The sequence below is a fragment of the Clostridium felsineum DSM 794 genome (assembly GCF_002006355.2).
In the GTDB taxonomy this organism is placed as follows: domain Bacteria; phylum Bacillota; class Clostridia; order Clostridiales; family Clostridiaceae; genus Clostridium_S; species Clostridium_S felsineum.
Genome location: NZ_CP096980.1, coordinates 1,836,326 through 1,861,072 on the forward strand (window position 1 = coordinate 1,836,326; position 24,747 = coordinate 1,861,072).

Here is a 24,747-nt window from a genome sequence, read left to right on the forward strand (position 1 = left end):
TATGATAAAGCCATTTTATGAACTTAAATTATATACAGTTTTTGATCACATATATTTGTTTTTTATAAGTAGCCTGCTTTTTATTATAGTTAATATACCATTTATAATGTTTTTGTATATGAATTATGTTACTGGTAGTTTTTTGTTAGGAGTGTATGTGTCAGCTATATTAATTGGACCAGCACTTTTAGCGGTTATATCAGTAATGGTAAACGCAGTTGTAAATGGAGAGTTTCATAAGGTGGCAGGCAAATTTTTTAAAAGCTATAAAGAAAACTTTTTTGAAGGTATATATTATTTTGCAGTAGTTGCAGTAATAATGTATATGCTGAATTTTGATAGGTTAAACATAGCTAGATTAATAGGCTATAACATTAAGGCAGTATCAATAATATTTTTAATTGCAGAGGTTATAGTAATATTTTTCTCAATAATGCTATTTCTAGTTGTATCAAGATTTTATATAAAAGCTAAGCAGGCTATTAAATTATCTATATTTTATTCTGTGAAGAATTTTAAGAATATAATGCTTTCCTCGGCATTAGTAATTGTTTTAGGATATATAGTAACCTATGTAAATGCATTCTTTATAATACTAAGTACGGGTGCTGTTTATGCAGTTGTATTTCTTTTGAAAAATTCACTTATAGAAATTGAAGAAAAATACTATAAAAATAAGTAGGGAAGGTGTGTTATGTTAAATAAATTTTCAAAGAGCTTTTTATGGGGGGCGTCTTCAGCTGCTTATCAGGTTGAAGGAGCTTGGAATGAAGATGGTAAGGGAAAATCGGTGTGGGATAACTTTTCTAAAATTCCTGGAAAAACCTTTGAGGGGACAAATGGAGACGTAGCAGTAGATCATTATCATAGATTTAAGGAAGATGTCCAGTTAATGTCAGAATTGGGACTTAAAGCCTATAGATTTTCAGTAGCTTGGTCAAGGATATACCCTGAAGGAAGAGGAAAATTAAATAAAAAGGGTTTAGAATTTTATGAAAAGCTTGTAGATGAACTTATAAAGAATAATATTGAGCCTGTGGTTACTTTATATCATTGGGATTTACCACAAGCACTTCAAGACTTATATGGTGGTTTTGAATCTAGAGACATAATAGATGATTTTGAAAATTATTGTGTAACCTTATTTAAGGCTTTCAAGGATAAGGTGAAATATTGGGTGACCTTTAATGAACAAAATGTTTTTACAAATCTTGGTTATAGATGTGCTGTGCATCCACCAGGACTTAAAGATGTGAAAAGGTACTATGAAGCAAATCACATAGTTAATTTAGCAAACGCAAAAGCAATAAAAGCATTTAGAAAATATGTACCTAATGGGAAAATAGGCCCAAGCTTTGGTATGGGACCAGTATATCCTCTAGATTGTAAGCCTCTAAATGTTCTAGCGGCAGATGAGGCAGAGGAATATTTTAACCATTGGTGGCTTGACGTATATTGTTTTGGAAAATACCCAACAATTACATTAAATCGTTTAAAAAAACTAAATGTAGCACCAAAAGTAACAGAAGAGGACCTTAAGCTTTTAAAAGAAGGAAAACCTGATTTCATTGGGCTTAATTATTATCATGGTGGTACAGCTATGGAAAATGATAATGTAATTAGTGTAGATATAAATAAAAAGGATCCTTATTTAGTTGAAAATAGTGAAAAGTATAAAGTATTTAAATCTGTTCCTAATCCATTTCTAAAAAAAACTCAGTGGAATTGGGAGATAGATCCAGATGGGTTAAGGATAGCTTTAAAGAGATTAACTAATAGGTATGATCTACCTATCTTAATAACTGAAAATGGAATAGGCGCAGTGGATGTATTGGAAGAAAATGATACTGTAAACGATGATTATAGAATAGATTATTTAAAAGAACATATTTTAGCTTGCAAGAAGGCAATTGACGAAGGAGTTGATTTAATAGGCTATTTACCTTGGTCTTTTACAGATTTACTTAGTTGGTTGAATGGATATAAAAAAAGATATGGTTTTGTTTATGTGAATAGGGATGAATACTCTAAGAAGGATCTAAGAAGGATAAGGAAAAAGAGTTTTTATTGGTACAAGGATGTAATTAAGTCAAATGGTGAGATCGTGGAGGGTGAAAAAAATGAAGTTTACTAATGGATATTGGTTAATTAAAGAAGGCTATAAAATAATAAACCCTAAGGTGGCTTATGAAATTGATATAAAAGATAAAGAAGTTACTGTATATGCTCCTTGCACAACAATTGAAAATAGAGGAAAAACCTTAGATGGTGGAATGATTACTTTAAAAATATCATCTCCAATAGAGGATGTTTTAAGAGTTAGGATATATCATCATATTGGGTTAAATAAAGGACCAAATTTTGAAATAAGAGATGAAAAATTGAATTTGAGCTGTGAAGATACTAACAATACCTTAGAAGTGAAATCAGGAAGTTTGTCAGCAAAAATTAGTAAAAAGGATTGGAAAATAAGTTTTGAAAATGAGGGAAAGGTAATTACAGAAAGTTTCCCTAATGGCATAGGATATGTAACAGAAGGAAAGAAAAAAAGCTATGTTAAGGAAGAATTAGGCATAGATGTTGGAGAGTTAATATATGGTTTAGGAGAAAGGTTTACTCCTTTTGTGAAGAACGGACAAACAGTTGATATATGGAATGAAGATGGTGGAACAGGAAGTGAACAATCTTATAAAAATATACCATTTTATATAAGTAATAAAGGCTATGGAGTATTTGTAAATCATCCAGAAAAGGTTTCCTTTGAAGTGGCTTCAGAAAAGGTGTCAAGAGTACAATTTGCAGTTGAAGGGGAATACTTAGAGTATTTTATAATTAATGGACCTCAATTAAAGGATGTAATAAAAAGATATACAACATTAACAGGTAAACCTGCACTTCCACCAGCTTGGAGTTTTGGTTTATGGTTATCTACTTCATTTTTAACGGATTATGATGAAGAAACAGTATTAAGTTTTATTGAAGGAATGAAAGAAAGAGATATTCCACTTGATGTATTCCATTTTGATTGTTTTTGGATGAAGGAATTTGAATGGTGTAATTTTAAATGGGATGAAAGACTCTTCAAGAATCCTGTAAAAATGCTTGAAAAAATAAAAAGTACGGGTGTCAAAACCTGTGTTTGGATAAATCCATATATAGGTCAAAAATCTCCTTTATTTGAAGAGGCATTGGAAAAAGGATATTTGTTAAAGAGAGAAAATGGTGCTGTCTGGCAGTGGGATATGTGGCAGGCAGGACTGGCAATTGTGGACTTTACTAATCCAGATGCTACAGCATGGTTTCAAAGTAAATTAGAGAAATTAGTGAATATGGGGGTAGATGCTTTTAAAACAGACTTTGGTGAAAGAATTCCAACAGATGTTGTCTATTATGATGGATCTGATCCTAATAAAATGCACAATTATTATACTTATTTATATAACAAAGCTGTTTTTGATTTATTAAAAAGAAGAAAAGGAGAAAAGGAAGCCGTTTTATTTGCTAGATCAGCAACAGTAGGAGGACAGAAATTCCCAGTTCATTGGGGAGGAGATTGTACTTCAAACTATAATTCTATGGCAGAATCATTAAGGGGAGGTTTATCCTTTACTTTGAGTGGTTTCGGTTTTTGGAGTCATGATATTGGTGGATTTGAAAACGGTACTACAGCAGATTTATATAAGAGGTGGACACAATTTGGTCTTCTTTCCACACACAGCAGGTATCATGGCAGCGGTGAGTATAAAGTTCCTTGGATACATGATGATGAAGCTGTGGAGGTTACAAGGAAATTCACAAAATTAAAGTGCAGTTTAATGCCATATTTATATAAAAATGCATGTGAAACGGCTGAAACAGGAGTACCAATGGTAAGGGCTATGGTATTAGAATTCACAGAGGATGAAACCTGTGGATACTTGGATAGACAATATATGCTTGGAGGAGATCTACTTGTAGTTCCAATATTTAATGATAAAGGTACAGTTAAATATTATCTTCCTAAAGGAAAGTGGACTAATATACTTACAGGTGATGTACTAGAAGGTGAAAAGTGGTATGACGAAAAGTACGATTATATGACACTTCCGCTTTTGGCTAGAGAAAATTCTATAATTACTTTTGGAAATACAGATAAAAAAGCAGAGTATGATTATACAGAAAATCCTACATTTAATATATTTCAGCTTCAGGAAGGAAAATTAGCAAAAACTTCAATATATGATGCTTCAGGCGTTAAAAAAGCTTCAATAAAAGCAGAAAAAAGAGAAAATCAAATATCATTTGAAGTTAATGGAATTGATGGGGAGTACAGTGTGCTTTTGAGAAATGTTAATAATGTAGAAAGTGTATCTACAGGAAAGTGTATAAGTACAGAAGAAGGCATAAAAATAACTTTAAGTGGTAATGAACTTAAAGTTAAGCTTTAAAAATCCAGACTAAATCTATATATATGTAGAAATAAATCTTACATATATATAGATTTGCTTAAAAGAAGGAAGGGATTTATGTGATAGAAGATAAAAAAGTATCTAAAATTTTGTATGGTGGTGACTATAATCCTACTCAATGGCCCGAAGAAATATGGCAGGAGGATATGAGGCTTTTTTCACTGGCAAAGGTAGATGTGGTATCTATAAATATATTTGATTGGGCATTAAATCAGCCAGATGAAGAAACCTATGATTTTTCTATACTCGATAAAGTAATGGACCTTCTTAGAAAAAATAATATTAAAGTATGTTTAGGAACTGGTACTGCGGCCCACCCTGCGTGGATGGCAAAAAAATATCCAGATATACTTAGGGTTGAATTCAATGGTATGAAAAGAAAATTTGGAGGAAGACATAATTCATGTCCAAACAGTCCTACCTTTAAAAAATACGCCTCTGAAATGGTTAAACATCTCTCTTTAAGATATAAGGATTATAATAACATTGTAGCTTGGCATGTATCAAATGAATATGGAGGAGCGTGCTATTGTGAAAATTGTGAAAAGCAGTTTAGAGTATGGCTCAAAAGAAAGTATAAAACTATTGAAAGACTAAATGAAGCTTGGAACACAAGATTTTGGGGACATACATTTTATTCTTTTGATGAAATAGTAGTACCTAATCTTTTAAGTGAACATTTTGAAGTTGAGAGAACTATGTTTCAGGGAATATCACTAGATTATGCTAGGTTTAATTCTGATAGTATGCTTGAAAATTTTATAACAGAAAGAAATATACTTAAAAAAATAACTCCGAATATTCAGATTACAACGAATTTTATGGGATTTTATAAGCCTCTTGATTATTTTAAATGGGCTAAATACTTGGATTTTATAGCTTGGGATAATTACCCCTCAAATGACACTTCCTACGAAAAAATAGCTATGAGCCATGATCTTATGAGAGGTCTTAAAGGAGGGAAACCCTTTGCCTTAATGGAACAGACACCTAGTGTTACTAATTGGCTTCCATATAATGCGCTTAAAAGACCTGGAGTTATGAGGCTTTGGAGCTATGAAGCTGTTGCACATGGCTCGGATACTGTAATGTTTTTTCAAATGAGAAGAACTATAGGGGCTTGTGAGAAATTTCATGGAGCATTGATTGATCATGTTGGCAATGAAAATACTAGAGTATTTAGAGAATGTTCAAAGCTTGGAGAAGAACTACAGTTAATCGGAGATAAGGTTTTAGGAGGTAGAATTGAAGCTAAGGTAGCAATAGTATTTGACTGGGATAATTGGTGGGCTATTGAATATTCAGCAGGACCTAGTTTGGATCTTAAGTATGTTGATGAAGTATTTAAATATTATAAGGAATTAATGGATTTAAATATACCAGTAGATATTATAAGCACCGATGATGTTTTGGATAAGTATGAAGTTGTAATTGCACCGGTTTTGTACATGATTAAAAAGGGATATAAGGATAAGTTAGAAGATTATGTAGCCAAGGGTGGAACTTTTGTAACAACATTTTTCAGCGGAATAGTAAATGAAAATGATAAGGTTAAATTGGGAGGATACCCAGGAGATATTAGAAAACTTATGGGAATATGGGTAGAGGAAATAGATGCTTTACCTAAGGGTGTATTTAATGAAGTAGTTGTAGAAGAAAAATTTAAAGAGCTTAAGGGTAGCTATAAAGCTGAACTTTTATGTGACATTATTCATTTAGAAGGAGCAGAAATGGTTGCTAGGTACGGAAAAGACTTTTATAAAGATACTCCTTGTATAACGAAAAACAAATTTAAAGAAGGAGAAGCTTGGTATGTAGCTACTAGTTGTGAAGATACTTTTTTAAGTAAGTTTATAAACTATTTATGTGTAAAAAAGAATATAAAACCAATATTGTGTGCTCAAAAAGATATTGAAGTAACAAGAAGAGTTAAAGAAGATAGAGAAATCACTTTTGTTTTAAACCACAGCGAAGAAATTAAAAATATAGTGCTTGATAAAAAGTATAAAGATATTCTAAAGAATGAAATTCACAAGAAGGAGAGTGAAATTAAATTAAACGCTAAGGGCGTATTAGTACTAGAGAGTATTTAAAGGTAGGAGGCAAGAAAAGTGAAAAAATATATAAGTTTTGATATTGGTGGAACAAAAGTTAAGCATGCAGTTATAAGTGAAAAGGGAGAAATAATAACTAAAAATTTATATAACACTAATTACAAATCAATGGAAAAGTTCATTGGAAGTATGCTAAAGGTTATACATGAATATGAAGCAGAATATGATGTTTCAGGTATAGGAATTAGTTTACCCGGCTTTGTTAATCCATATACAGGATATTCTGAAAAAGCTGGTGCTATTGAGGTGTTACATAACAATAACTTAAAGAAAATTCTCCAAAAGGAGACTAAGCTTCCTATAGAAATAGATAATGATGCGAATTGTGCAGCATTAGCAGAAAGGTATAGTGGAAATGCAATAAATTGTGATGACTATGTATTAGTTACTGTAGGAACTGGTATAGGTGGAGCAATAGTAGTAAATGGAAAAGTACTTTATGGTCACAACTTTAGAGGTGGAGAAATAGGCTTTATGACAATAAGAGATGATAAGGACGGTTTGGGAACAATAAACCAAAATGCATCTACAAGAGGACTTATAGAGGAGTATAAAAATTATAAAGTTTTAAGTGAAGATGCCTTAGTTATTGGAGAGGAGGTATTTGAGGAGGCCAAACAGGATAAAAAGCTATATGAAATAGTTGATAATTGGTTCGATAGATTAGCCTGCGCTATATTTAATTTAACAGCTATTCTGAATCCGGAAAAAATTTTAATTGGAGGAGGAGTGAGTTCTAGAGAAGATTTCCTTTCAAATATATTAAAACATTTAAAAGAGAATAAATATTGGGAAGATTTAAAGGTAGAAATAAGTATTTGTAAGCATAGAAACGATGCGGGAATTATAGGTGCTGTTTATAAATTTATAGAATAAAGGAAGAGGGGATTTTATATGAGTATTGTGAAAAGAATGTGTAAAAGCATATACAAAGACAGAATATATTGGTTAATGCTGCTGCCAACTATATTATTTTTTATAGTGCTTGCATATATACCTATGGCAGGTGTGTATTATGCTTTTACAGATTACGATTTTAGTAAGGGGTTATTTGGAAGTAGATTTGTAGGACTAAAGAATTTTGCGTTTTTATTTTCTGGGGGTAGTCATGCCATAATATGGACAATTACTAAAAATACAGTTGTATACAATTTGGAATTTTTAATATTAACCACCATTACACAAGTAGCTATGGCAATTATAATAAATGAGTTACCGGGAAAATTACTTACAAAGTTTTGTCAGACATTAATGTTTTTGCCATACTTTGTTTCTTTTGTTATTGTTGCAGTTTTTGTGTACAACATATTTAATTATGATTATGGAATTTTAAATAATATAATAAAGATGTTTGGTGGTAAACCAATAAATTATTATAATACTCCAGGAGCATGGAAATATATATTAAATGGAGTTAACATGTGGAAGTCACTAGGATATGGAACTGTAATGTATCTTGCGGCACTAACTGCTGTTGATAGAAGCATATATGAAGCAGCTGCTATAGATGGAGCAAATATATTTCAAAGAATAAGGTATATTACACTGCCATCCATTAGACCAACAATAGTAATATTAATATTATTTAGTATAGGTGGAATTGTAAAGGGACAATTTGATATGTTTTACAATATTATAGGTAAAAATGGTCTTTTGTATAATGCCACGGATATTATTGATACCTATGTTTATCGTACCTTAACAGTAAACTTCAATCTTGGAATAGGTACAGCGGCAGGATTATATCAATCGGTACTTGGACTCATATTGGTTCTAATAGTAAATAAGATAGTAAAAATTATAGAACCAGATTATGCTTTGTTCTAAAATGGAGGTGAAAAAAATGGAAAATGAAAAAATTAAAGTTTCAAAATCTACTAAGTTAAAAAAGGATAAAAGCACTATAATTTTCAACATTGTAGGATACTTTATTGTTGCTATATTTTCTCTGTTTTGTGTAATACCGTTTATAATTATGGTTTCAGGTTCTATAAGTAACGAGCAAGAAATAGTTAAACATGGTTACAGCATACTTCCAAGGGGATTTTCTTTAGAAGCGTACAAAACGATATTTAAGTATCCAGATCAAATTATAAGAGCATACGGGGTTACTACAGCAGTAACAGTAATTGGAACCGTACTAGGATTGCTTTTAACTTCAATGGCAGGATATGTGTTAGCAAGAAAAGATTTTAAAAGTAGAAATACAATATCGTTTTTAATATATTTTACTACTCTTTTCGGTGGGGGACTTGTTCCATGGTACCTTGTATTAACTCAAATTTTACATTTGAAAAACTCATATTGGGGATTAATAATTCCAGGATTATTGACACCTTTTTTAATATTTTTATTTAAAAACTTTCTAAGTTCCGTACCAGACTCTTTAATTGAATCAGCAAGGATAGACGGCGCTAACGATTTTTATATATATTGGAAGATAGTATTACCCCTTGCAAAACCAGCACTTGCAACTATAGGATTGTTTACAGCTTTAAGTTATTGGAATAACTGGTTTTATACTTCTATTTTAATAACAGATACTAAAAAATATTCGCTTCAGTATCTGTTATATAACATACTTCAAAATTCACAATTTATGCAGCAACAGTCACTGGCAGGAGCAGCTTCTGTTGTAAATCCTCCAACAGAAACTGTAAAGCTTGCAACGGCTATAATAGTAACAGGACCAGTAATTTTGTTTTACCCATTTGCACAAAAATATTTTGTAGAAGGTCTTACAATTGGAGGAGTAAAAGGTTAAGCTGATTTATGAAAAAACCCAATTATTAAAGTATAACACGATAATAATTGGGTTTTTTAGTTTATAATATACTTTGAAAAATTACTAATAATATAGAATAGAGTTTAACTTTATGTAGTGTAAAAAAATAATATTAAACGTTTATTTATAATGTATAACTTAATAGAATACATAGATTTTATAAGGTAAGAGGTTGTTTTATGTAGTTAATATGATATAATACTTTTGGGTTTTAAGTAAAAGTTTTGCTACAATATGTAGGATGTATAGTTTAAATTAATATATATTGAATTAGATATATATTAACTATAAAAACATTGGTAAAATTTTAAATTAAAATGTTAATTTGCTTAATAGATGTTTAATATATAAGGAGGTAACTTCATGTTTGATAATGATATATCCATGAGTTTAGTAAGAGTAACAGAAGCAGCAGCACTACAATCTTCAAAGTATATGGGAAGAGGAGATAAAATAGGCGCTGATCAAGCAGCAGTAGATGGAATGGAGAAAGCATTTAGCTTTATGCCAGTAAGAGGTCAGGTAGTTATAGGAGAAGGAGAACTTGATGAAGCACCTATGCTTTATATAGGTCAAAAGCTAGGTATGTGGAAGGAATATATGCCTGAAATGGATATAGCAGTAGATCCTCTAGACGGAACAATTTTAATCTCTAAAGGACTTCCAAATGCAATAGCAGTTATAGCAATGGGACCAAAGGGAAGTTTACTTCATGCACCAGATATGTATATGAAGAAAATAGCTGTAGGACCCGGAGCAAAGGGCGCAATAGATATAAATAAAACACCAGAAGAAAATATTTTAAATGTGGCTAAGGCATTAAATAAAGACATATCAGAATTAACAGTTATAGTTCAAGAAAGAGAAAGACATGATTACATAGTAAAAGCAGCTATAGAGGTTGGAGCAAGAGTTAAACTTTTCGGAGAGGGAGATGTTGCAGCGGCACTTGCTTGTGGTTTTGAAGACACTGGAATAGATATACTTATGGGAATCGGAGGAGCACCAGAAGGAGTTATAGCAGCAGCAGCTATGAAGTGTATGGGAGGAGAAATGCAGGCACAACTTGTACCACATACACAAGAAGAAATAGATAGATGTCATAAAATGGGAATAGATGATGTCAATAAAATATTTATGATAGATGATCTTGTTAAGAGTGACAATGTATTTTTCGCAGCTACAGCCATAACAGAATGTGATCTTCTTAAGGGAATTGTATTTTCTAAAAATGAACGTGCGAAAACACATTCAATAATAATGAGGTCTAAAACTGGTACAATAAGGTTTGTTGAAGCTATTCACGACTTGAACAAAAGTAAATTAGTGATAGAATAAAATTAAAATGTCTGATTTACGGCAAAGGGGGATAGTAAATGCAGCAAGTTAGTATTCAGAGTATAATAGAGGAACTTGATTTAGAGGTTTTAGTAAAGGGGAAGGATGATATAAAACTTGGCTTAAGTGATATAAACAGACCAGGACTTCAGTTTGCTGGGTTTTATGATTATTTTGGAAATCAAAGGGTTCAAGTGATAGGAAAGGCCGAATGGAGTTTTTTAAATGCCATGCGTCCAGAAATAAGAGAAAAAAGAGTAAGAAAATACTTTCAATTTGAAACACCATGCATTGTTCTTGCTAGGGGATTAAAGCCACAGAAGGAAATTCTTGAATGTTCTAAAGAATATAATAGATGGCTTTTAAGGTCAAAGGCACAGACTACAAGGTTTATAAATAAAATAATGAATTATTTAGATGATAAATTAGCTCCAGAGACAAGAATTCATGGTGTATTAGTTGATATATATGGACTTGGAATTTTAATTACTGGAGAAAGTGGAATAGGTAAAAGTGAAACTGCACTTGAACTTATAAAAAGAGGACATAGATTAGTAGCAGATGATGCTGTTGACATAAAAGAAATTGAATCAATGCTTGTAGGTAAGTCACCATACATAACTGCTGGAATGCTTGAAGTTAGAGGAATGGGAATAATAGATGTTCCAGCTCTTTATGGATTAAGTTCTGTTTTGTCAGATAAGAATATCGATCTTGTAATATACTTAGAGCAATGGAAAGAAGGCAGAGATTACGATAGACTTGGCACGGACGATGAGCACATAAAGATTTTGAATATTCCGGTGAGAAAAATGACTTTACCAATAAGACCAGGAAGAAACGTTGCAGTTATAATAGAGGCTGCAGCAGCAAATTACAGATATAATTTAAGCACAAAAATTTCTCCTGTAGATACTATTAATAAGAGAATTGAAGAGTCTAGAAATGATGAGTAGCAGTAAAAAAGAACTTAGAGAAAAAATGATTTTAAAAAGAGATGCTTTAACTTCTGATTTGAAATTAGTTAAGGATAATATTATTTATAATAAGGTTGTAAATAGCATACAATATAGAAATGCTAATAATATATTTATATTTGTAAGTTACAAAAATGAAGTGGATACACATAATATAATAAATAAAGCAATACATGATGGAAAAAGAGTTTTTGTACCTAAAGTTATTTCAAAAGAAAAAGGAATGGAAGCCATAGAAATTAAGGGGGTTTCTGATTTAGAAAAGAGTTCCTATGGTATTTTAGAACCTAAAGGTTTTAGTTACATAGAACCAAAAGATATAGAACTAGTTATTTTACCTGGTCTTGCATTTGATAAAAATGGAGGAAGAATAGGTTATGGCGGTGGATTTTACGATAGGTATATGAAGCTTTTAAAAGACTCAGCAATAAAAATAGGAATATGTTATAATTTTCAAGTAGTAGATAAAGTTATTATGGATGTAAATGACGTTGCAGTTGATAAGTTTATCACTGATTAAATATTTTAGCTTGAGGAGGTTAAATTTATGTCAAAGGATTTATTAAAAGAATACGAAAACGCATGGAATAAGTATAACGAGAAGGAATTAAAAGAAGTATTCGAACTAGGAGATAGATTCAAAGATTTTATCTCTAAATGTAAAACTGAAAGAGAATGTGTAGTAGAACTTGTAAAAACAGCAGAAGAAAATGGATATAGAAATATAGAAGATGTATTAAAAAGTGGTGATACTTTAAAAGAGGGAGATAAGGTTTACGCAAATAATCGTGGTAAAGGTTTATTAATGTTCCTAATAGGAAAAGAGCCAATTACAGCAGGACTTAAGATATTAGGAGCACATATAGATTCTCCTAGACTTGATTTAAAACAAAATCCACTTTATGAAGATACTGACCTTGCTATGTTTGAAACTCATTATTATGGTGGAATAAAAAAATATCAATGGGTGACACTTCCGCTTGCTATACACGGAGTTATTATAAAGAAAGATGGAACTATGATAAACGTATCAGTAGGTGAAGATGATAATGATCCTGTTTTTGGCGTTTCAGATATATTGGTTCATCTTGCAGGCGATCAGTTAGATAAAAAGGGAAGTAAGGTTGTTGAAGGTGAAGATTTAAACATATTGATAGGAAGTATACCACTTAAAGAAGGCGAAGAAAAGAAACAAGTGAAACAGAATATAATGAAAATACTTAATGAAAAGTATGACATTTCAGAAGAAGATTTTGTTTCTGCTGAGCTTGAAGTTGTTCCAGCAGGAAAGGCAAGAGATTATGGCTTTGATAGAAGTATGGTAATGGGATATGGTCAAGACGATAGAATATGTTCTTATACTTCCTTTGAAGCTATGCTTGAAATGAAGAATGCAAAGAAAACTTGTGTTACAATACTTGTTGATAAAGAAGAGGTTGGAAGTATTGGTGCAACCGGTATGCAGTCTAAATTCTTTGAAAATACAGTTGCTGAAGTTATGAGTTTATGTGGAGAATATGATGAATTAAAGCTCAGACGTGCACTATATAATTCAGAAATGCTTTCTTCAGATGTAAGTGCAGCCTTTGATCCTAATTATCCTTCAGTTATGGAAAAAAGAAACTCTGCATATATGGGAAAAGGTATAGTATTTAACAAATATACTGGTTCAAGAGGTAAGTCAGGTTGTAATGATGCAAATCCTGAATATATAGCAGAACTCAGAAGAATGATGGAAAAAGAAAATGTAAGCTGGCAAACAGCTGAACTTGGAAAAGTAGACCAGGGTGGTGGTGGAACCATTGCATATATACTTGCAGAATATGGTATGCAGGTTATAGATTGTGGTGTAGCGCTTTTAAATATGCATTCCCCATGGGAAATTTCAAGTAAAGCAGATATATATGAAACTAAAAATGGATATTCAGCTTTTTTAAATAACTAAAAAGAACCCTTAGGGTTCTTTTTAGTTATATGTATTAAAACTTACTTTTCAAGAAAAAGTTTTATATCATTAGTATTTAGATATATGCTACCTATTCTTCCATGCTTTGTATCACCTGAATCATCTGTATGAAAATCGGAACCAGCTGTAACTATTTTATTATATTTTTTAGCTAAAGCTAGTAACTTTTCAGTATCAGTTTCTGTATTCATTGGATATATGGCTTCTATACCGTCAAAATCAAACTTCATAAAATCCTCTACAGGAGTCTTTTTGATTAAAACAGGATGAGCTAAAACCACTGTGGCATTTACTGATTTTAAAAGTTTAATGCCTTCCTCTACAGTTACTTTTTTATTTGGAATATATGCAGGACTCTCCTTATTGAGTATATTGTTAAAAATATATTCGTAGGTATAATTATAGCCAGCATTAATAATAGCACGTGCTAGATGCGGTCTTGCAATGACATTTTTAGCTTCCTTTAAAATGCTTTCATAATTTAACTTTATATTAAAATAAGTATTTAAATTTTCAGTTATCTTTTTTGCTCTTATGACTCTATAATTTTGTATTTCAGACAAAAAATCCTGAAATTCTTTATTTTCATATGAGTTATCTTTAAAATAACCAAGTACATGAATACTCTCCTCGTTGTGAAGAGTTGATAGCTCAATACCGGGAATTACCTTAATATTAAGTTTATTTCCAATTGAAATTGCCTTTTTAGTTGATGCTGTAGTGTCATGGTCTGTTATGGCTAGTATATCTATATTAGCATTTTTAGCAAACTCTAATATATTTTCTGGCGTATATTTTCCATCAGATGCAGTTGTATGAATGTGAAAGTCACCTTTTAAAAACACAAAATCTCCTCCTTACTATGAAGGTTAATTTATAAACCTTAACTTATAAACAATATACCAAAGATTTTAGTAATTGTCGATTTTTTGGATTATCTTGGTATTATATAAGTGCAAAAATTATATGGATTACAAGAAGGAGGAATATCTTTTATACTTAAAAAATCTTTTGTATAGTGACCATCCCAAGGATACACAGAAACATAATTTTCATTATATACATCCATAACAAATTTTGAATTAGAAAAGGTTAAAAAAAGCTTGTACATAGGCTTATCAGGTAAATTTGATGGTTTGTTTATGTAATTATGTTTTTTTAAATGAAGTAAAAAATCTTTTATAGTGACTATTTCTGAGGTACTTAAATTGTGATTTTTGTAATATGAGGTATCAATAAGTGAGAGTTTTACAGCCTTTTCCTTTGCAAAACTTCTAGATAGTAGATTAGTATAATAAAAATTAAAAGGTTTTTTGTTATCTATTAATTCATTACAAGAGGATAGGCATACACAAAACATCAAAAATAAAATTACAAAAAAAATCTTCTTTGCTTTAATGATAATCACCAGCTTATTTTAGATTATATGGGATTTCTAAAATAAGTTAGAAACCCTATATAATCTAAAATATGATGCACTTTTTTATTTTATTACAAAGTTAAGTGAGACTTTTTTTGTGGAATTTTTCTGTATATGGTTCAGCATGTATTACAGTACAAGAATCAGGGAAAACTTTCTTGATTTCATTTTCAATTGAAGAGCATATATCATGAGTTTTCTTTAAAGAATCTGTGCCTGATATTTGAATATGGATATCAATTTCTCTTGTATTTCCACATTTTCTGGTTCTCAGCTTGTGGTAACTTTTAATATTCGGATAGTTTTTAACTATATTAACTATTCTATTTATGTCGGTTTTATCTAAGCTGCTATCAACTAGGTCTTTTAGTGACTTTTTAATTAAATTAATAGCTGTTTTTATTATAAGAATAGATACAAAGAACGCAGTAATAGAGTCTATTATTTTTATATTTGTAAATTTAAAAAGTATAAGACCTAAAATCACACCTAAAGAGGTAAAGGCATCTGTAAATAAATGCATAGCATCTACTTCAAGGGCAATGGATTTTGTCTTTTTAGAAGTTTTTAATATTATGCTGGAAATTACAAAATTTATAACAGAAGAAAAAACCATTATATATATTCCAGAGTCAACGTTATTAATGGCTGAATTAGATATCAATTTATTAAAGGCCTCATAAATTATCATTATTGCAGCAAATAATATTAATATTGCTTCTACAAAGCCAGATACATTTTCGTATTTACCATGACCAAAAGGATGATCATCATCTTCCTTTAGGGAGGATTTTTTTATGGAAAAGAAGGATACTAAACTAGCTATAAGATCGATAGAAGAATGAATGCCATCAGATATTACGCTAATTGAATTCATTGTTATACCAGCAGTAAGTTTGAAAATTATCAAAGTTGTGTTAGATATTATAGATAAAACTGCTGAATTTTTTTTGTCCATGTTAATCTCTCCAATTCATGTTTGTAATTTTCTGTAGAAAAATTTCAAAAAAGTCAATTTTAATATATAATATAATATAGAGTATTAGCTTATATAAGGATTATAATTCATTTTTTAGAATAAAATAATTTAAGCATATATAACAAACTCTATATATAATATTATTTAAAATTACTTTTGGTGAAGAAAAAAATTTAAAAGCTATGGGGTAATAAAATGAGAAAGAATAATAAATATAAAGCAACTATTTTACTGTTTATTTTTGCTGTTGGTTATTTTATAAGTAGTGCATTTAGGAAAAACTTTTATGGAGGATTAGTAGAAAGTATGTGTGAGGCTGCACTTGTGGGTGGTATTGCAGATTGGTTTGGTGTTACCGCTATTTTTAAAAAACCGTTAAATATAAATTGGCCTAAAAAAATATTCAGAACCAATATACTAAAAGAAAATAAAGAAAAGTTTATTTCTACAATAGTGGATATGGTGGAAAATGATTTACTTAATAAAGAAAAGATAAATACAAAAATTAAAAATTACGACTACATATCGTTTATCATGAGTACAAAGTTTTTAAAAGACGAAAATTTAGAAGAGGTAGCAAGAAAGTTAAATTTCAATAAGCTTATAAAGAAAAAAATATTTAGTAATAAGCATTATTTAGATAAGGTTTTATCTGAATTTGTTAACAGTGGTTACTATGATAAGACTGTTAATATATTTATAGATAAAACTATAGAGGTTTTAAAAGCTGAAAATAGCATAAAATTTATTGGAGATATTGTAAATAAGTCTATAGATAGATACGAGAAGGATAGTTCAGGTAGAAAATTTGCTACAAAAATTATAATAAATACTATATTAAAAGGAAATGTAAAATTAGCACCATATGTTATTGTAGATGGAATTGTACAAAAACTAAAAATCATAAAAGAAAATAAGGATAAATATAGAGAAGAAGTAAAGAAAATGCTAGTATCTGTATACCAAAATGGTGAGGGAGGTACTTTAGATATAATATTGGAGTCAATAGAAAACTGTACAAAAAAATGCAAGGAGTGTTCTGAAGATTGTAAGATAAAAGATGAAAACATTTTATCAAAAATTATTACTAGATTAATAAATAGTTTGGGAAAATCTACATTAAATCAGTTTATAGGCAAAGAATTAGAAAAGGTCGTAGGTTATAAGCATAGCGAGATAGGTAAAATAGTAAAAGAAAGCTTAAATAAATATAATGATGAAGAAATAATAAATTTGGCTTATGATAAAGCAGGAGATGAGCTTCAACTTATCAGAATAAATGGTTCAGTAGTGGGCGGAGTACTAGGTGTTATAATATTTGTGATTACAAAAATATTAATTTAAAATAGGATGGTAATAAATATGAATTATAAAAATAAAGCCAACATTATTCTTGGTATTGTTTCAGTATTTTTTATATTTTCTTTTTTATTAAAATATTATGTTATAAATAACGTATATACGGATTTTGTGTTTACGGTAATTAAAGCAGCACTTGTTGGTTCTGTGGCAGATTGGTTCGCTATAACAGCTATTTATAGAAAGCCACTTGGAATATCTTTTCATACGGCGCTAATACCTAGAAACAGGGAAAAAATAGTGGAAGCTACAGCTGCTTTTGTAGAGAAAGAACTTTTAAGCAGAGAAGCTATAAAGAATAAAATCGAAAAAAATAATATTGCAGTTAAAATATCTAAAACTATTATTAGCAATAAAGATAATATAAACTTGAAAGTAATTCAAATGTTGAATGAGTACATAAGCAAAGCTGATAAGAATAATATAAAAAGAAAAATAAAGGATTTAAGAACTGGATATTTAAATGAATTTTATGATAAAAAGAGAATAAAGTGTGTGCTTACGTGTATATACAAAAATGACGGAGAAAAAATCTTAGATAGTATTTTTGATTTTCTGATTTATGTAGTAAAAAAAGATGAAGTACAGCATTACATATATGATGCCATGAATAAATTAAAAAAAGAAAATACTAAAGGATTTATTTTCAAACTGGGATTGTCACTTTTTGAAGCATCAGATAGTGTTAATTTACGAGATGCCAGTTTAGTAGTACAGGACGAATTATTAGACAAAGTACGTAAGCTTAAAAATTCTGAGGATGCTTACAGAAAGAAAATAAGTGCTTTCATTGAACAATATTTGAATAATTTGCAAGATGATAACGTCTTAGAAAACTTTAAAAATTATATTTTTAAAGATGAAAATATAGATTCTTTAATTGATAAAATATTTGTTAAATCAAAGATAGTATTTAATAGTTATGAGACCGAGGGGTATTTAATAACAAAAATTATATTTGATATTTTTTCTAGTGTTTTTGAAAAAGTAGTTAAGGACGAAGAAAAGTTAAATGAGATTTGCAGATACATAGAAACGGTTGTTATAGATATTTTTGAAGAGAAGCATTACGTTATAGGAAAATTTATAAGAGATACACTTAATGAGTTTGATGATGACAAATTAAATAAATTTATTGATGATAAGGTTGGAAGTGATCTTCAGTGGATAAGGATAAATGGTTCTGTTGTTGGAGGATTTGTTGGCATGATAATATTTTTAATTATGAACTTTATATATAATCCATTTTTGGCACCTCAAATAAGGCGTATATTTTAAGAATTGTAATCAGTGTTTAGATTTAGCAGTGAAGAAAAGCAAAAAATACAAATTTCTTCACTGCTATGCATAACGCATAAATGCTAATACATTCTGACTCATAAAAGATTCTGAGGTCGAACCTCTTTAGCAGGAATATTTTAAGATCCATAATGTAAGAATTTTAGTGCGTTATATAATTAGAAAGCTCTTTTAGGTAGTCTTGAATTTCGTTTTTTTCAAGATTACCTTCTTTTAATTCATCATCAGATTTATTAAGGAGCTCAGAGTAGAAGGCTGCGGCCTTTTTCTTAAAGTTTTCCGTATCGCTGCTTGAATTTATAAGTTCATAAATACAATCATCTGCCTTGGCGTAGTTTTTGGTAAGTTTAAAATAATCGAATAGTTTTTCCATTAGAGTATCATTTAATTCATATTCTAGTAAATTATCAGCTTCAGCATCTGATAATAGTTTGTAATTTTCTATATCGCAATCTAATTCGTTATAAAAAACCTCAAAAGCTAGATTAAAGGCTCTTTCATATCTAAAAAATGCATCTGAAAGTTTGTTGGTATCCTCGTAAAGTTTACCTTCTTCAAACAATAAGGAAGATACAATTATAAGTTTATTACCATCTGGAAGATTATTTGTTTTTAAAAAGTTTAAAAGATCCGAAATAGATAAAGTATTTATGAAGCTAGAGCTCATACCTGAAAATCTTTTTAAAGATACATCTATTTCAGGAAGTGCGTTTTCTCCTAAGTCTTTTAATCTATGTATTTTATCAATAGAGGTTGTAAATTCCTCACTAATTAGTTTACTTAAGTTTTTTTTAATCAATTGAAACACCCCATTAAAAATTTTTCATATATAAAATTATAAACAATATCATAATATATTGCAAAATGTAATTGAAAATAAGTAGCAGACATTAGTTATAAAATAATTTTAAGTTGTGGTATAATATAGTGCGTATAGAAATGTAATGAATTTAAAAACATAAAGTTAATTGTGTAATAGAAGTTGTAAGAAAAGTGAAATAGTATAGATAGAAATTAATTTAGGAGTGATAAGATGGAAAGATTGCTTGTGCTAGACGGTAATAGCCTTATGAATAGGGCTTTTTATGCACTGCCAGAGCTTACAAATACAGATGGACTTCATACTAATGGAATATATGGATTTATGACAATGCTTATAAAAATGAGGGATGAAATAAAACCTGATTTTATAGTCACAACTTTTGATAGAAAAGCACCTACTTTTAGACATAAGGAATATGAAGATTATAAAGCTGGAAGAAAAAAAATGCCGCCAGAACTTAGCGAGCAGTTTCCTGTTTTAAAAGAATTACTTGAAAAGTTAGCTATAAATATATTTGAAATAGATGGATTTGAAGCAGATGACCTTATAGGAACTTTGGCCTGCTTTGCTAAAGAAAGAGGAATAGAAGTATACATAGTTACAGGAGATAGAGATGCACTTCAGCTTGCGGATGATAATGTTAAAGTTGTTATAAATAAAAAAGGCATGACTGAAAAGGAAATATACGACAAAAATAGAATGATTGAAGAGTATGGAGTAACTCCGCTTCAATTTATAGATGTAAAAGGTCTTATGGGAGATAATTCTGATAATATACCAGGAGTTCCTGGAATAGGTCCTAAAACTGCATTTAAACTTATACAAGAATACGGAAGTTTGGAGAATGTTCTTGATAATATAGAAAAATTAAAGGGCAAAAAGGTAAAAGAAAATTTAGAAACTTATAGAGAGCAGGCTGTTTTTAGTAAAAAGCTTGCAACAATAATGACAAATGTGCCTATTGAAATTGACATTGAAGAAATAAGATCTAAAGAAAACTTTGATGTTGATGGAGCAAGACAGCTTTTAAGAAGGCTTCAATTTAAAAGTATAATTGAAAAAATACCAAAACTTAATGTGCCAGAAGAAAAAAACGAAGTTAACGTAGAATATACTTTGATAGATGAAGCTTTAAGGTTCCATTCAGTATTTTCAGCTATTAAAAATACTGAAGTATATATGACATATAATATCGGAGGAGAAAGTTTATATTCGGAAATTTATATTGACAAGATTTTCATTAAAGCAAATGGAGAAGCATATATAGTAGATGTAAATAAAATGATGGAAGATGATAAAGAAAATACAATATTTTATTTAAAATCATTTTTCCAAGATAGAAGTGTCACAAAAATAATACATGATTCTAAAAATATGCTCACAGTCCTTACAAAGCTTAATATAAATATAGAAAAAATGGTATTTGATACGGCAATAGCAGAATACCTAATAAATCCATCTAAAAAGGAGTACAATTTAAAAGATGCAGCAGAAGATCTACTTTTATTGGATTTGACTGGAGAAGATAATGATATTAAAATAAAAGAAGTTTATGTCATGGATAAAATTTACAATAAGCTTAAAGACAAAATTAAAGATTATGACATGGAAGAATTGTATTACAAAGTGGAGCTTCCGCTTATAGAAGTGTTGTCATCTATGGAGAGCTGTGGATTTAAGGTTGAGAAAAATAAGCTTGAGCAAATTGGTGAGAAATTTAATGGAGAAATAGCGAAGGTTAAAGAAGAAATATATAATATGTCAGGAGAAGAATTTAATATAAGTTCTCCAAAGCAGCTAGGTAAGATACTTTTTGAAAAATTGGATTTGCCTGTTGTAAAGAAAACAAAAACAGGATATTCAACTAACGCTGAAGTTTTAGAAAAATTAATAGATAAACATCCTATAATTGAAAAGGTTGTGTATTATAGACAGCTTACAAAGCTTTATTCAACATATGTAGAGGGGCTTAAAACAGTTATAGATGCAGATGATAAAATACATTCAAGTTTTAATCAAACAGTAACTACAACAGGAAGACTTTCTAGTACAGAGCCCAATCTTCAGAATATACCTATAAAAAGTGAAATGGGCAGAGAAATAAGAAAGGTTTTTGTACCGGATAATGATGAATGTGTAATATTATCAGCTGATTATTCACAAATAGAGTTAAGAGTTTTAGCACATATTGCCGATGATGAAAATTTAATAAATGCCTTTAAGCATCACAGTGATATACATACTAAAACAGCATCAGAAGTATTCAGAGTACCTATTAGTGACGTTACTCCTAGAATGAGAAGTAACGCTAAAGCTGTAAATTTTGGAATTGTATATGGCATAAGTGATTTTAGTTTGGCAAAAGACATAAAAGTATCAAAGAAAGAAGCGAAAGAGTATATTGATACTTATTTTGAAAGATATCCCAATGTAAAAAAATATTTAGATGATATAATAGTTACAGCTAAAAAAAGTATGTATGTAAGTACCATAATGAATAGAAGAAGAATTATTCCAGAAATAGCCTCATCAAATAAAATCATTAAGGGGTTTGGAGAAAGACTTGCTATGAACACTCCAATACAAGGAAGTGCTGCGGATCTTATTAAGCTTTCAATGGTCAATGTGTATAGAAAAATTAAAGAATTAAAGCTTAAAAGTAGTCTTATACTTCAGGTTCACGATGAGCTTATTTTAAATGTTTATATGGATGAACTTGAAAAGGTAAAAGAACTGGTAAAAAGTGAAATGGAAAAAGTCATGGAGCTTAAGGTTCCTTTAGAAGTAGATATAGAGTCAGGTAAGACCTGGTATGAAGCAAAATAATCTGTTTGGTGGTGGGTATTATGTTGAAAATTGGTTTAACAGGAGGAATTGGCAGTGGAAAAAGCACAATATCAAGAATATTTAAAGAAAGACAAATTCTTGTAGTTGATGCAGATAACGTTGCAAGAGGTGAGCTAAAAGAACATCCTGAAATATTAACTGATGTTAAAAATAAGTTTGGGGATAGTTTTTTTGATGAAAGAGGAGAATTTAAAAGAAAAGATTTTGGAAACTTTATTTTTAGTAGTGATATTCATAAAAAAGAATATGAAGATATAATAATGCCATATATAAAGAAAGATATAAAAAGAACTATGGACCTTTATGAAAGTCTTAATGAAAATGTATGTGTATTAGATGCACCAACTTTAATAGAAAGTGGTATTTACAAGGATATGGATATAAATATACTTGTATGGGTTGATCAAGCTACTCAAATAGAAAGAGTTAAGAAGAGGGATGGCCTTTCGGAAAAAGAGGTTATTATGAGAATAAATTCACAAATGTCTTTAGAAGAAAAGAAAACCTATGTTGATTTTATTATTGATAACCGTAAAGACTTTGAGAGTACAATTAAACAAATTGACAGAATAATGGAATCTATAAGTATAATGAAGGGAAAATAAATGAAATCTAAATCTAAAATTTTTATATTTATAATAATAATAATTGCTTTGATTGTAGCGTTAAATACAAGAAATATATTAAAACATTTTTATCCGGTGAGATATGTGAGTTATATAGAGAAGTATTCTAAAGAAAATAATCTTGATCCGTATTTTGTTATGGCAGTGGTAAGAGTGGAAAGTAATTTTAATGCATCAGCAAGATCAAACAAGGATGCTTATGGTCTTATGCAAATAACTCCAGAAACTGCTGAATGGGCAGCGGAGAAAATGGGATTAACAGGTTTTAAGGTTGAAGATCTTACAGACCCTGAAATTAATATAAAAATAGGATGCTGGTATTTAAAAGATCTATCAAATGAGTTTGGTGGAGATTGGACATTAATTCTTGCAGCTTATAATGGTGGAAGAGGCAATGTTAAAAAATGGTTAAACAATAAGAAAAACTCTAAGGATGGAAAAACGCTGCACTATATACCTTATGGTGAGACTAACAAATATGTTAAAAAGGTAATGATGGATTATAAAGTTTATAAAAGATTGTATGAGAATAATTAATGTAATATCCTATGTATGTATGTTAATATTTTGTACATGCATAGGATAAACTTTAATAGTATTTTTAATATACATATAATTAATTTATAAAATAAAATATTTTTTGTTGACAAAAGTATTTTATGTAGTATAATAATCATTGTCAGTTCTTTTAGGACTAGTATGCGAGGGTGGCGGAATTGGCAGACGCGCACGTTTGAGGGGCGTGTGGGCAACCGTACGGGTTCAAGTCCCGTCCTTCGCACCAAAATGAATAATTTCTGAAGTATTTGTTAAGCTCTTATTTTGAACCTACAGTTCAAACAAGGGAGTTCGATATTTAGATGATTATATGCGCTTCAAGTGAATCCTTTTACGGTATTGAATGAGATAGAGGCATCTGTGAGGACACCCACCTATCAGATAGATAGGTGTCAAAATTAGGGCAGCGGTATTTTGGATTTCCATTTGAATGTATAGAGAGACTTAGGTCTCTCTTTTTATTTTACGTAATATTTGATAAAAAATCACTTAATAAAAGGACTTTTGTTATTTAATGAGAATTATTTGAAGGTTAAAGTTCTATTAAAATAAAAAAATAAATATCTATATAATAAATAGTTTATAGGAGAGGGGATTCTGCCTTGAAAAACGTTTATGATTACGGAATATATGCTGTTCATTATGACAAGAATGATAAAAGTAATATTATACAATTTACTAAAGTTTGCTTTATAAAAAATAATAATGTAAGTATGCCGATTGAATTTTCAAGAGATTTTTTAATTGCTGATATAGAGGACGGAAATAAATATTATACTATGTATAAGAAAAATAATAGGTGGGAAAAGAAGGAATGTGTAAATATTAAGTATATAAATGGAAATCCTTATGTAAAAATAAACTTAAATAATCTAGAGAGCGATGAATTAGGGGAACTGCCGGAATACTGATAATAACGTTTACAATGGTTTTGGTTATACAATTATAAACTAGGCAGTGTGAAAATAAATATTCCTTAGTTGCCATAAATTTTGCATAGATTAGTCATATTTTATTTGCTAGAATGTTAGCCATAGGGTTTCTGAATCAATTAATTGAATTAGGAACCCTATAAAATTGCCGAATCTTAAGTTTTTAAGTACGGGGGAACACATTGTGGGTGAATCTTACAAGTATATATGTAAGTAGGGTGCCTTCAACCCGAATCCGTAAGCTAACCTCGGAGGCATTAGTAGAAGGGAGAAAAT

Annotated in this window: 21 protein-coding genes, 1 tRNA gene, 1 other RNA gene and 1 riboswitch; of the genes, 19 read left to right on the forward strand and 4 right to left on the reverse strand. The window is 29.9% G+C overall.

The window, feature by feature from the left end; all coding sequences use genetic code 11:
• Position 1 precedes the first annotated feature (1 nt).
• The 11 genes from CLFE_RS08590 to CLFE_RS08640 all read left to right on the forward strand — a co-directional run bounded on the left by CLFE_RS08590 (position 2) and on the right by CLFE_RS08640 (position 13,607).
• On the forward strand, positions 2–682 hold the full coding sequence (locus tag CLFE_RS08590; protein ID WP_077833373.1) for a DUF624 domain-containing protein: 681 nt from the start codon (positions 2–4) through the stop codon (positions 680–682).
• 12 nt (positions 683–694) lie between these two features.
• Positions 695–2,134, forward strand: a complete 1,440-nt coding sequence (locus CLFE_RS08595) for a glycoside hydrolase family 1 protein (protein ID WP_077893715.1) — start codon at positions 695–697, stop codon at positions 2,132–2,134.
• Positions 2,121–4,427, forward strand: a complete 2,307-nt coding sequence (gene yicI, locus CLFE_RS08600; RefSeq protein WP_077893716.1) for an alpha-xylosidase — start codon at positions 2,121–2,123, stop codon at positions 4,425–4,427. Before CLFE_RS08595 ends, yicI begins: the two co-directional genes overlap by 14 nt.
• Positions 4,428–4,507: 80 nt before the next feature.
• On the forward strand, positions 4,508–6,541 hold the full coding sequence (locus CLFE_RS08605) for a beta-galactosidase (protein ID WP_207651388.1): 2,034 nt from the start codon (positions 4,508–4,510) through the stop codon (positions 6,539–6,541).
• Between the two features lie 18 nt (positions 6,542–6,559).
• The gene (locus CLFE_RS08610) at positions 6,560–7,438 is read left to right on the forward strand and encodes an ROK family protein (protein ID WP_077893717.1); all 879 of its coding nucleotides are present in this window, start codon (positions 6,560–6,562) and stop codon (positions 7,436–7,438) included.
• Positions 7,439–7,456: 18 nt separating this feature from the next.
• Positions 7,457–8,389 (forward strand): ABC transporter permease, encoded by a 933-nt coding sequence (locus CLFE_RS08615; RefSeq protein ID WP_077833377.1) that lies wholly within the window; start codon positions 7,457–7,459, stop codon positions 8,387–8,389.
• Between the two features lie 16 nt (positions 8,390–8,405).
• The gene (locus tag CLFE_RS08620) at positions 8,406–9,326 is read left to right on the forward strand and encodes a carbohydrate ABC transporter permease (RefSeq protein ID WP_077893718.1); all 921 of its coding nucleotides are present in this window, start codon (positions 8,406–8,408) and stop codon (positions 9,324–9,326) included.
• 384 nt (positions 9,327–9,710) lie between these two features.
• Entirely contained in the window at positions 9,711–10,685 is a 975-nt protein-coding gene (gene glpX, locus CLFE_RS08625; RefSeq protein ID WP_077833378.1) for a class II fructose-bisphosphatase, read from the forward strand.
• Between the two features lie 38 nt (positions 10,686–10,723).
• Positions 10,724–11,641, forward strand: a complete 918-nt coding sequence (gene hprK, locus CLFE_RS08630; RefSeq protein WP_077833379.1) for an HPr(Ser) kinase/phosphatase — start codon at positions 10,724–10,726, stop codon at positions 11,639–11,641.
• Positions 11,631–12,182, forward strand: a complete 552-nt coding sequence (locus CLFE_RS08635) for a 5-formyltetrahydrofolate cyclo-ligase (RefSeq protein WP_349497239.1) — start codon at positions 11,631–11,633, stop codon at positions 12,180–12,182. Before hprK ends, CLFE_RS08635 begins: the two co-directional genes overlap by 11 nt.
• Before the next feature lie 27 nt (positions 12,183–12,209).
• On the forward strand, positions 12,210–13,607 hold the full coding sequence (locus tag CLFE_RS08640; protein WP_077893719.1) for an aminopeptidase: 1,398 nt from the start codon (positions 12,210–12,212) through the stop codon (positions 13,605–13,607).
• 41 nt (positions 13,608–13,648) lie between these two features.
• Here CLFE_RS08640 and CLFE_RS08645 read toward each other — a convergent pair whose 3' ends face one another.
• The 3 genes from CLFE_RS08645 to CLFE_RS08655 all read right to left on the reverse strand — a co-directional run bounded on the left by CLFE_RS08645 (position 13,649) and on the right by CLFE_RS08655 (position 16,006).
• The gene (locus CLFE_RS08645; protein ID WP_077893720.1) at positions 13,649–14,473 is read right to left on the reverse strand and encodes a PHP domain-containing protein; all 825 of its coding nucleotides are present in this window, start codon (positions 14,471–14,473) and stop codon (positions 13,649–13,651) included.
• An 89-nt stretch (positions 14,474–14,562) separates the two neighbouring features.
• Positions 14,563–15,036 carry a DUF4883 family protein gene (locus tag CLFE_RS08650; RefSeq protein WP_250944754.1) on the reverse strand — a complete coding sequence of 158 codons (474 nt, stop codon included), beginning with the start codon at positions 15,034–15,036 and terminating at the stop codon, positions 14,563–14,565.
• Positions 15,037–15,127: 91 nt separating this feature from the next.
• Positions 15,128–16,006, reverse strand: coding sequence for a cation diffusion facilitator family transporter (locus CLFE_RS08655; protein ID WP_077893721.1), 879 nt, complete (start codon positions 16,004–16,006; stop codon positions 15,128–15,130).
• Positions 16,007–16,222: 216 nt separating this feature from the next.
• Between CLFE_RS08655 and CLFE_RS08660 the strand changes: the two genes are divergently transcribed.
• Positions 16,223–17,371: a DUF445 domain-containing protein gene (locus tag CLFE_RS08660; RefSeq protein ID WP_077893722.1), complete on the forward strand. Its 1,149-nt coding sequence runs from the start codon at positions 16,223–16,225 to the stop codon at positions 17,369–17,371.
• Positions 17,372–17,389: 18 nt separating this feature from the next.
• Positions 17,390–18,664 carry a DUF445 domain-containing protein gene (locus tag CLFE_RS08665; RefSeq protein ID WP_077893723.1) on the forward strand — a complete coding sequence of 425 codons (1,275 nt, stop codon included), beginning with the start codon at positions 17,390–17,392 and terminating at the stop codon, positions 18,662–18,664.
• 163 nt (positions 18,665–18,827) lie between these two features.
• On the opposite strand, the gene CLFE_RS08670 is transcribed toward CLFE_RS08665, so the two are convergent.
• Positions 18,828–19,484, reverse strand: coding sequence for a DUF6483 family protein (locus CLFE_RS08670; protein ID WP_077833386.1), 657 nt, complete (start codon positions 19,482–19,484; stop codon positions 18,828–18,830).
• Positions 19,485–19,718: 234 nt separating this feature from the next.
• Here CLFE_RS08670 and polA point away from each other — a divergent pair, with 234 nt between their 5' ends.
• The 6 genes from polA to CLFE_RS08700 all read left to right on the forward strand — a co-directional run bounded on the left by polA (position 19,719) and on the right by CLFE_RS08700 (position 24,450).
• Positions 19,719–22,334 carry a DNA polymerase I gene (gene polA / locus CLFE_RS08675; protein WP_077893724.1) on the forward strand — a complete coding sequence of 872 codons (2,616 nt, stop codon included), beginning with the start codon at positions 19,719–19,721 and terminating at the stop codon, positions 22,332–22,334.
• Positions 22,335–22,354: 20 nt separating this feature from the next.
• A complete protein-coding gene (gene coaE / locus CLFE_RS08680) occupies positions 22,355–22,960 on the forward strand; it encodes a dephospho-CoA kinase (RefSeq protein WP_077833388.1) in 606 nt (201 codons plus the stop codon).
• Positions 22,961–23,518, forward strand: coding sequence for a lytic transglycosylase domain-containing protein (locus tag CLFE_RS08685; protein ID WP_077893725.1), 558 nt, complete (start codon positions 22,961–22,963; stop codon positions 23,516–23,518). It begins immediately after the preceding gene.
• 164 nt (positions 23,519–23,682) lie between these two features.
• Positions 23,683–23,765: transfer RNA gene (locus CLFE_RS08690), tRNA-Leu, on the forward strand.
• 7 nt (positions 23,766–23,772) lie between these two features.
• Positions 23,773–23,964: non-coding RNA, 6S RNA (gene ssrS / locus CLFE_RS08695), on the forward strand.
• Between the two features lie 177 nt (positions 23,965–24,141).
• Positions 24,142–24,450, forward strand: a complete 309-nt coding sequence (locus CLFE_RS08700; protein ID WP_077833390.1) for a DUF3892 domain-containing protein — start codon at positions 24,142–24,144, stop codon at positions 24,448–24,450.
• A 157-nt stretch (positions 24,451–24,607) separates the two neighbouring features.
• Positions 24,608–24,744, forward strand: a riboswitch (cyclic di-AMP (ydaO/yuaA leader).
• The last annotated feature ends 3 nt before the right edge of the window (positions 24,745–24,747 follow it).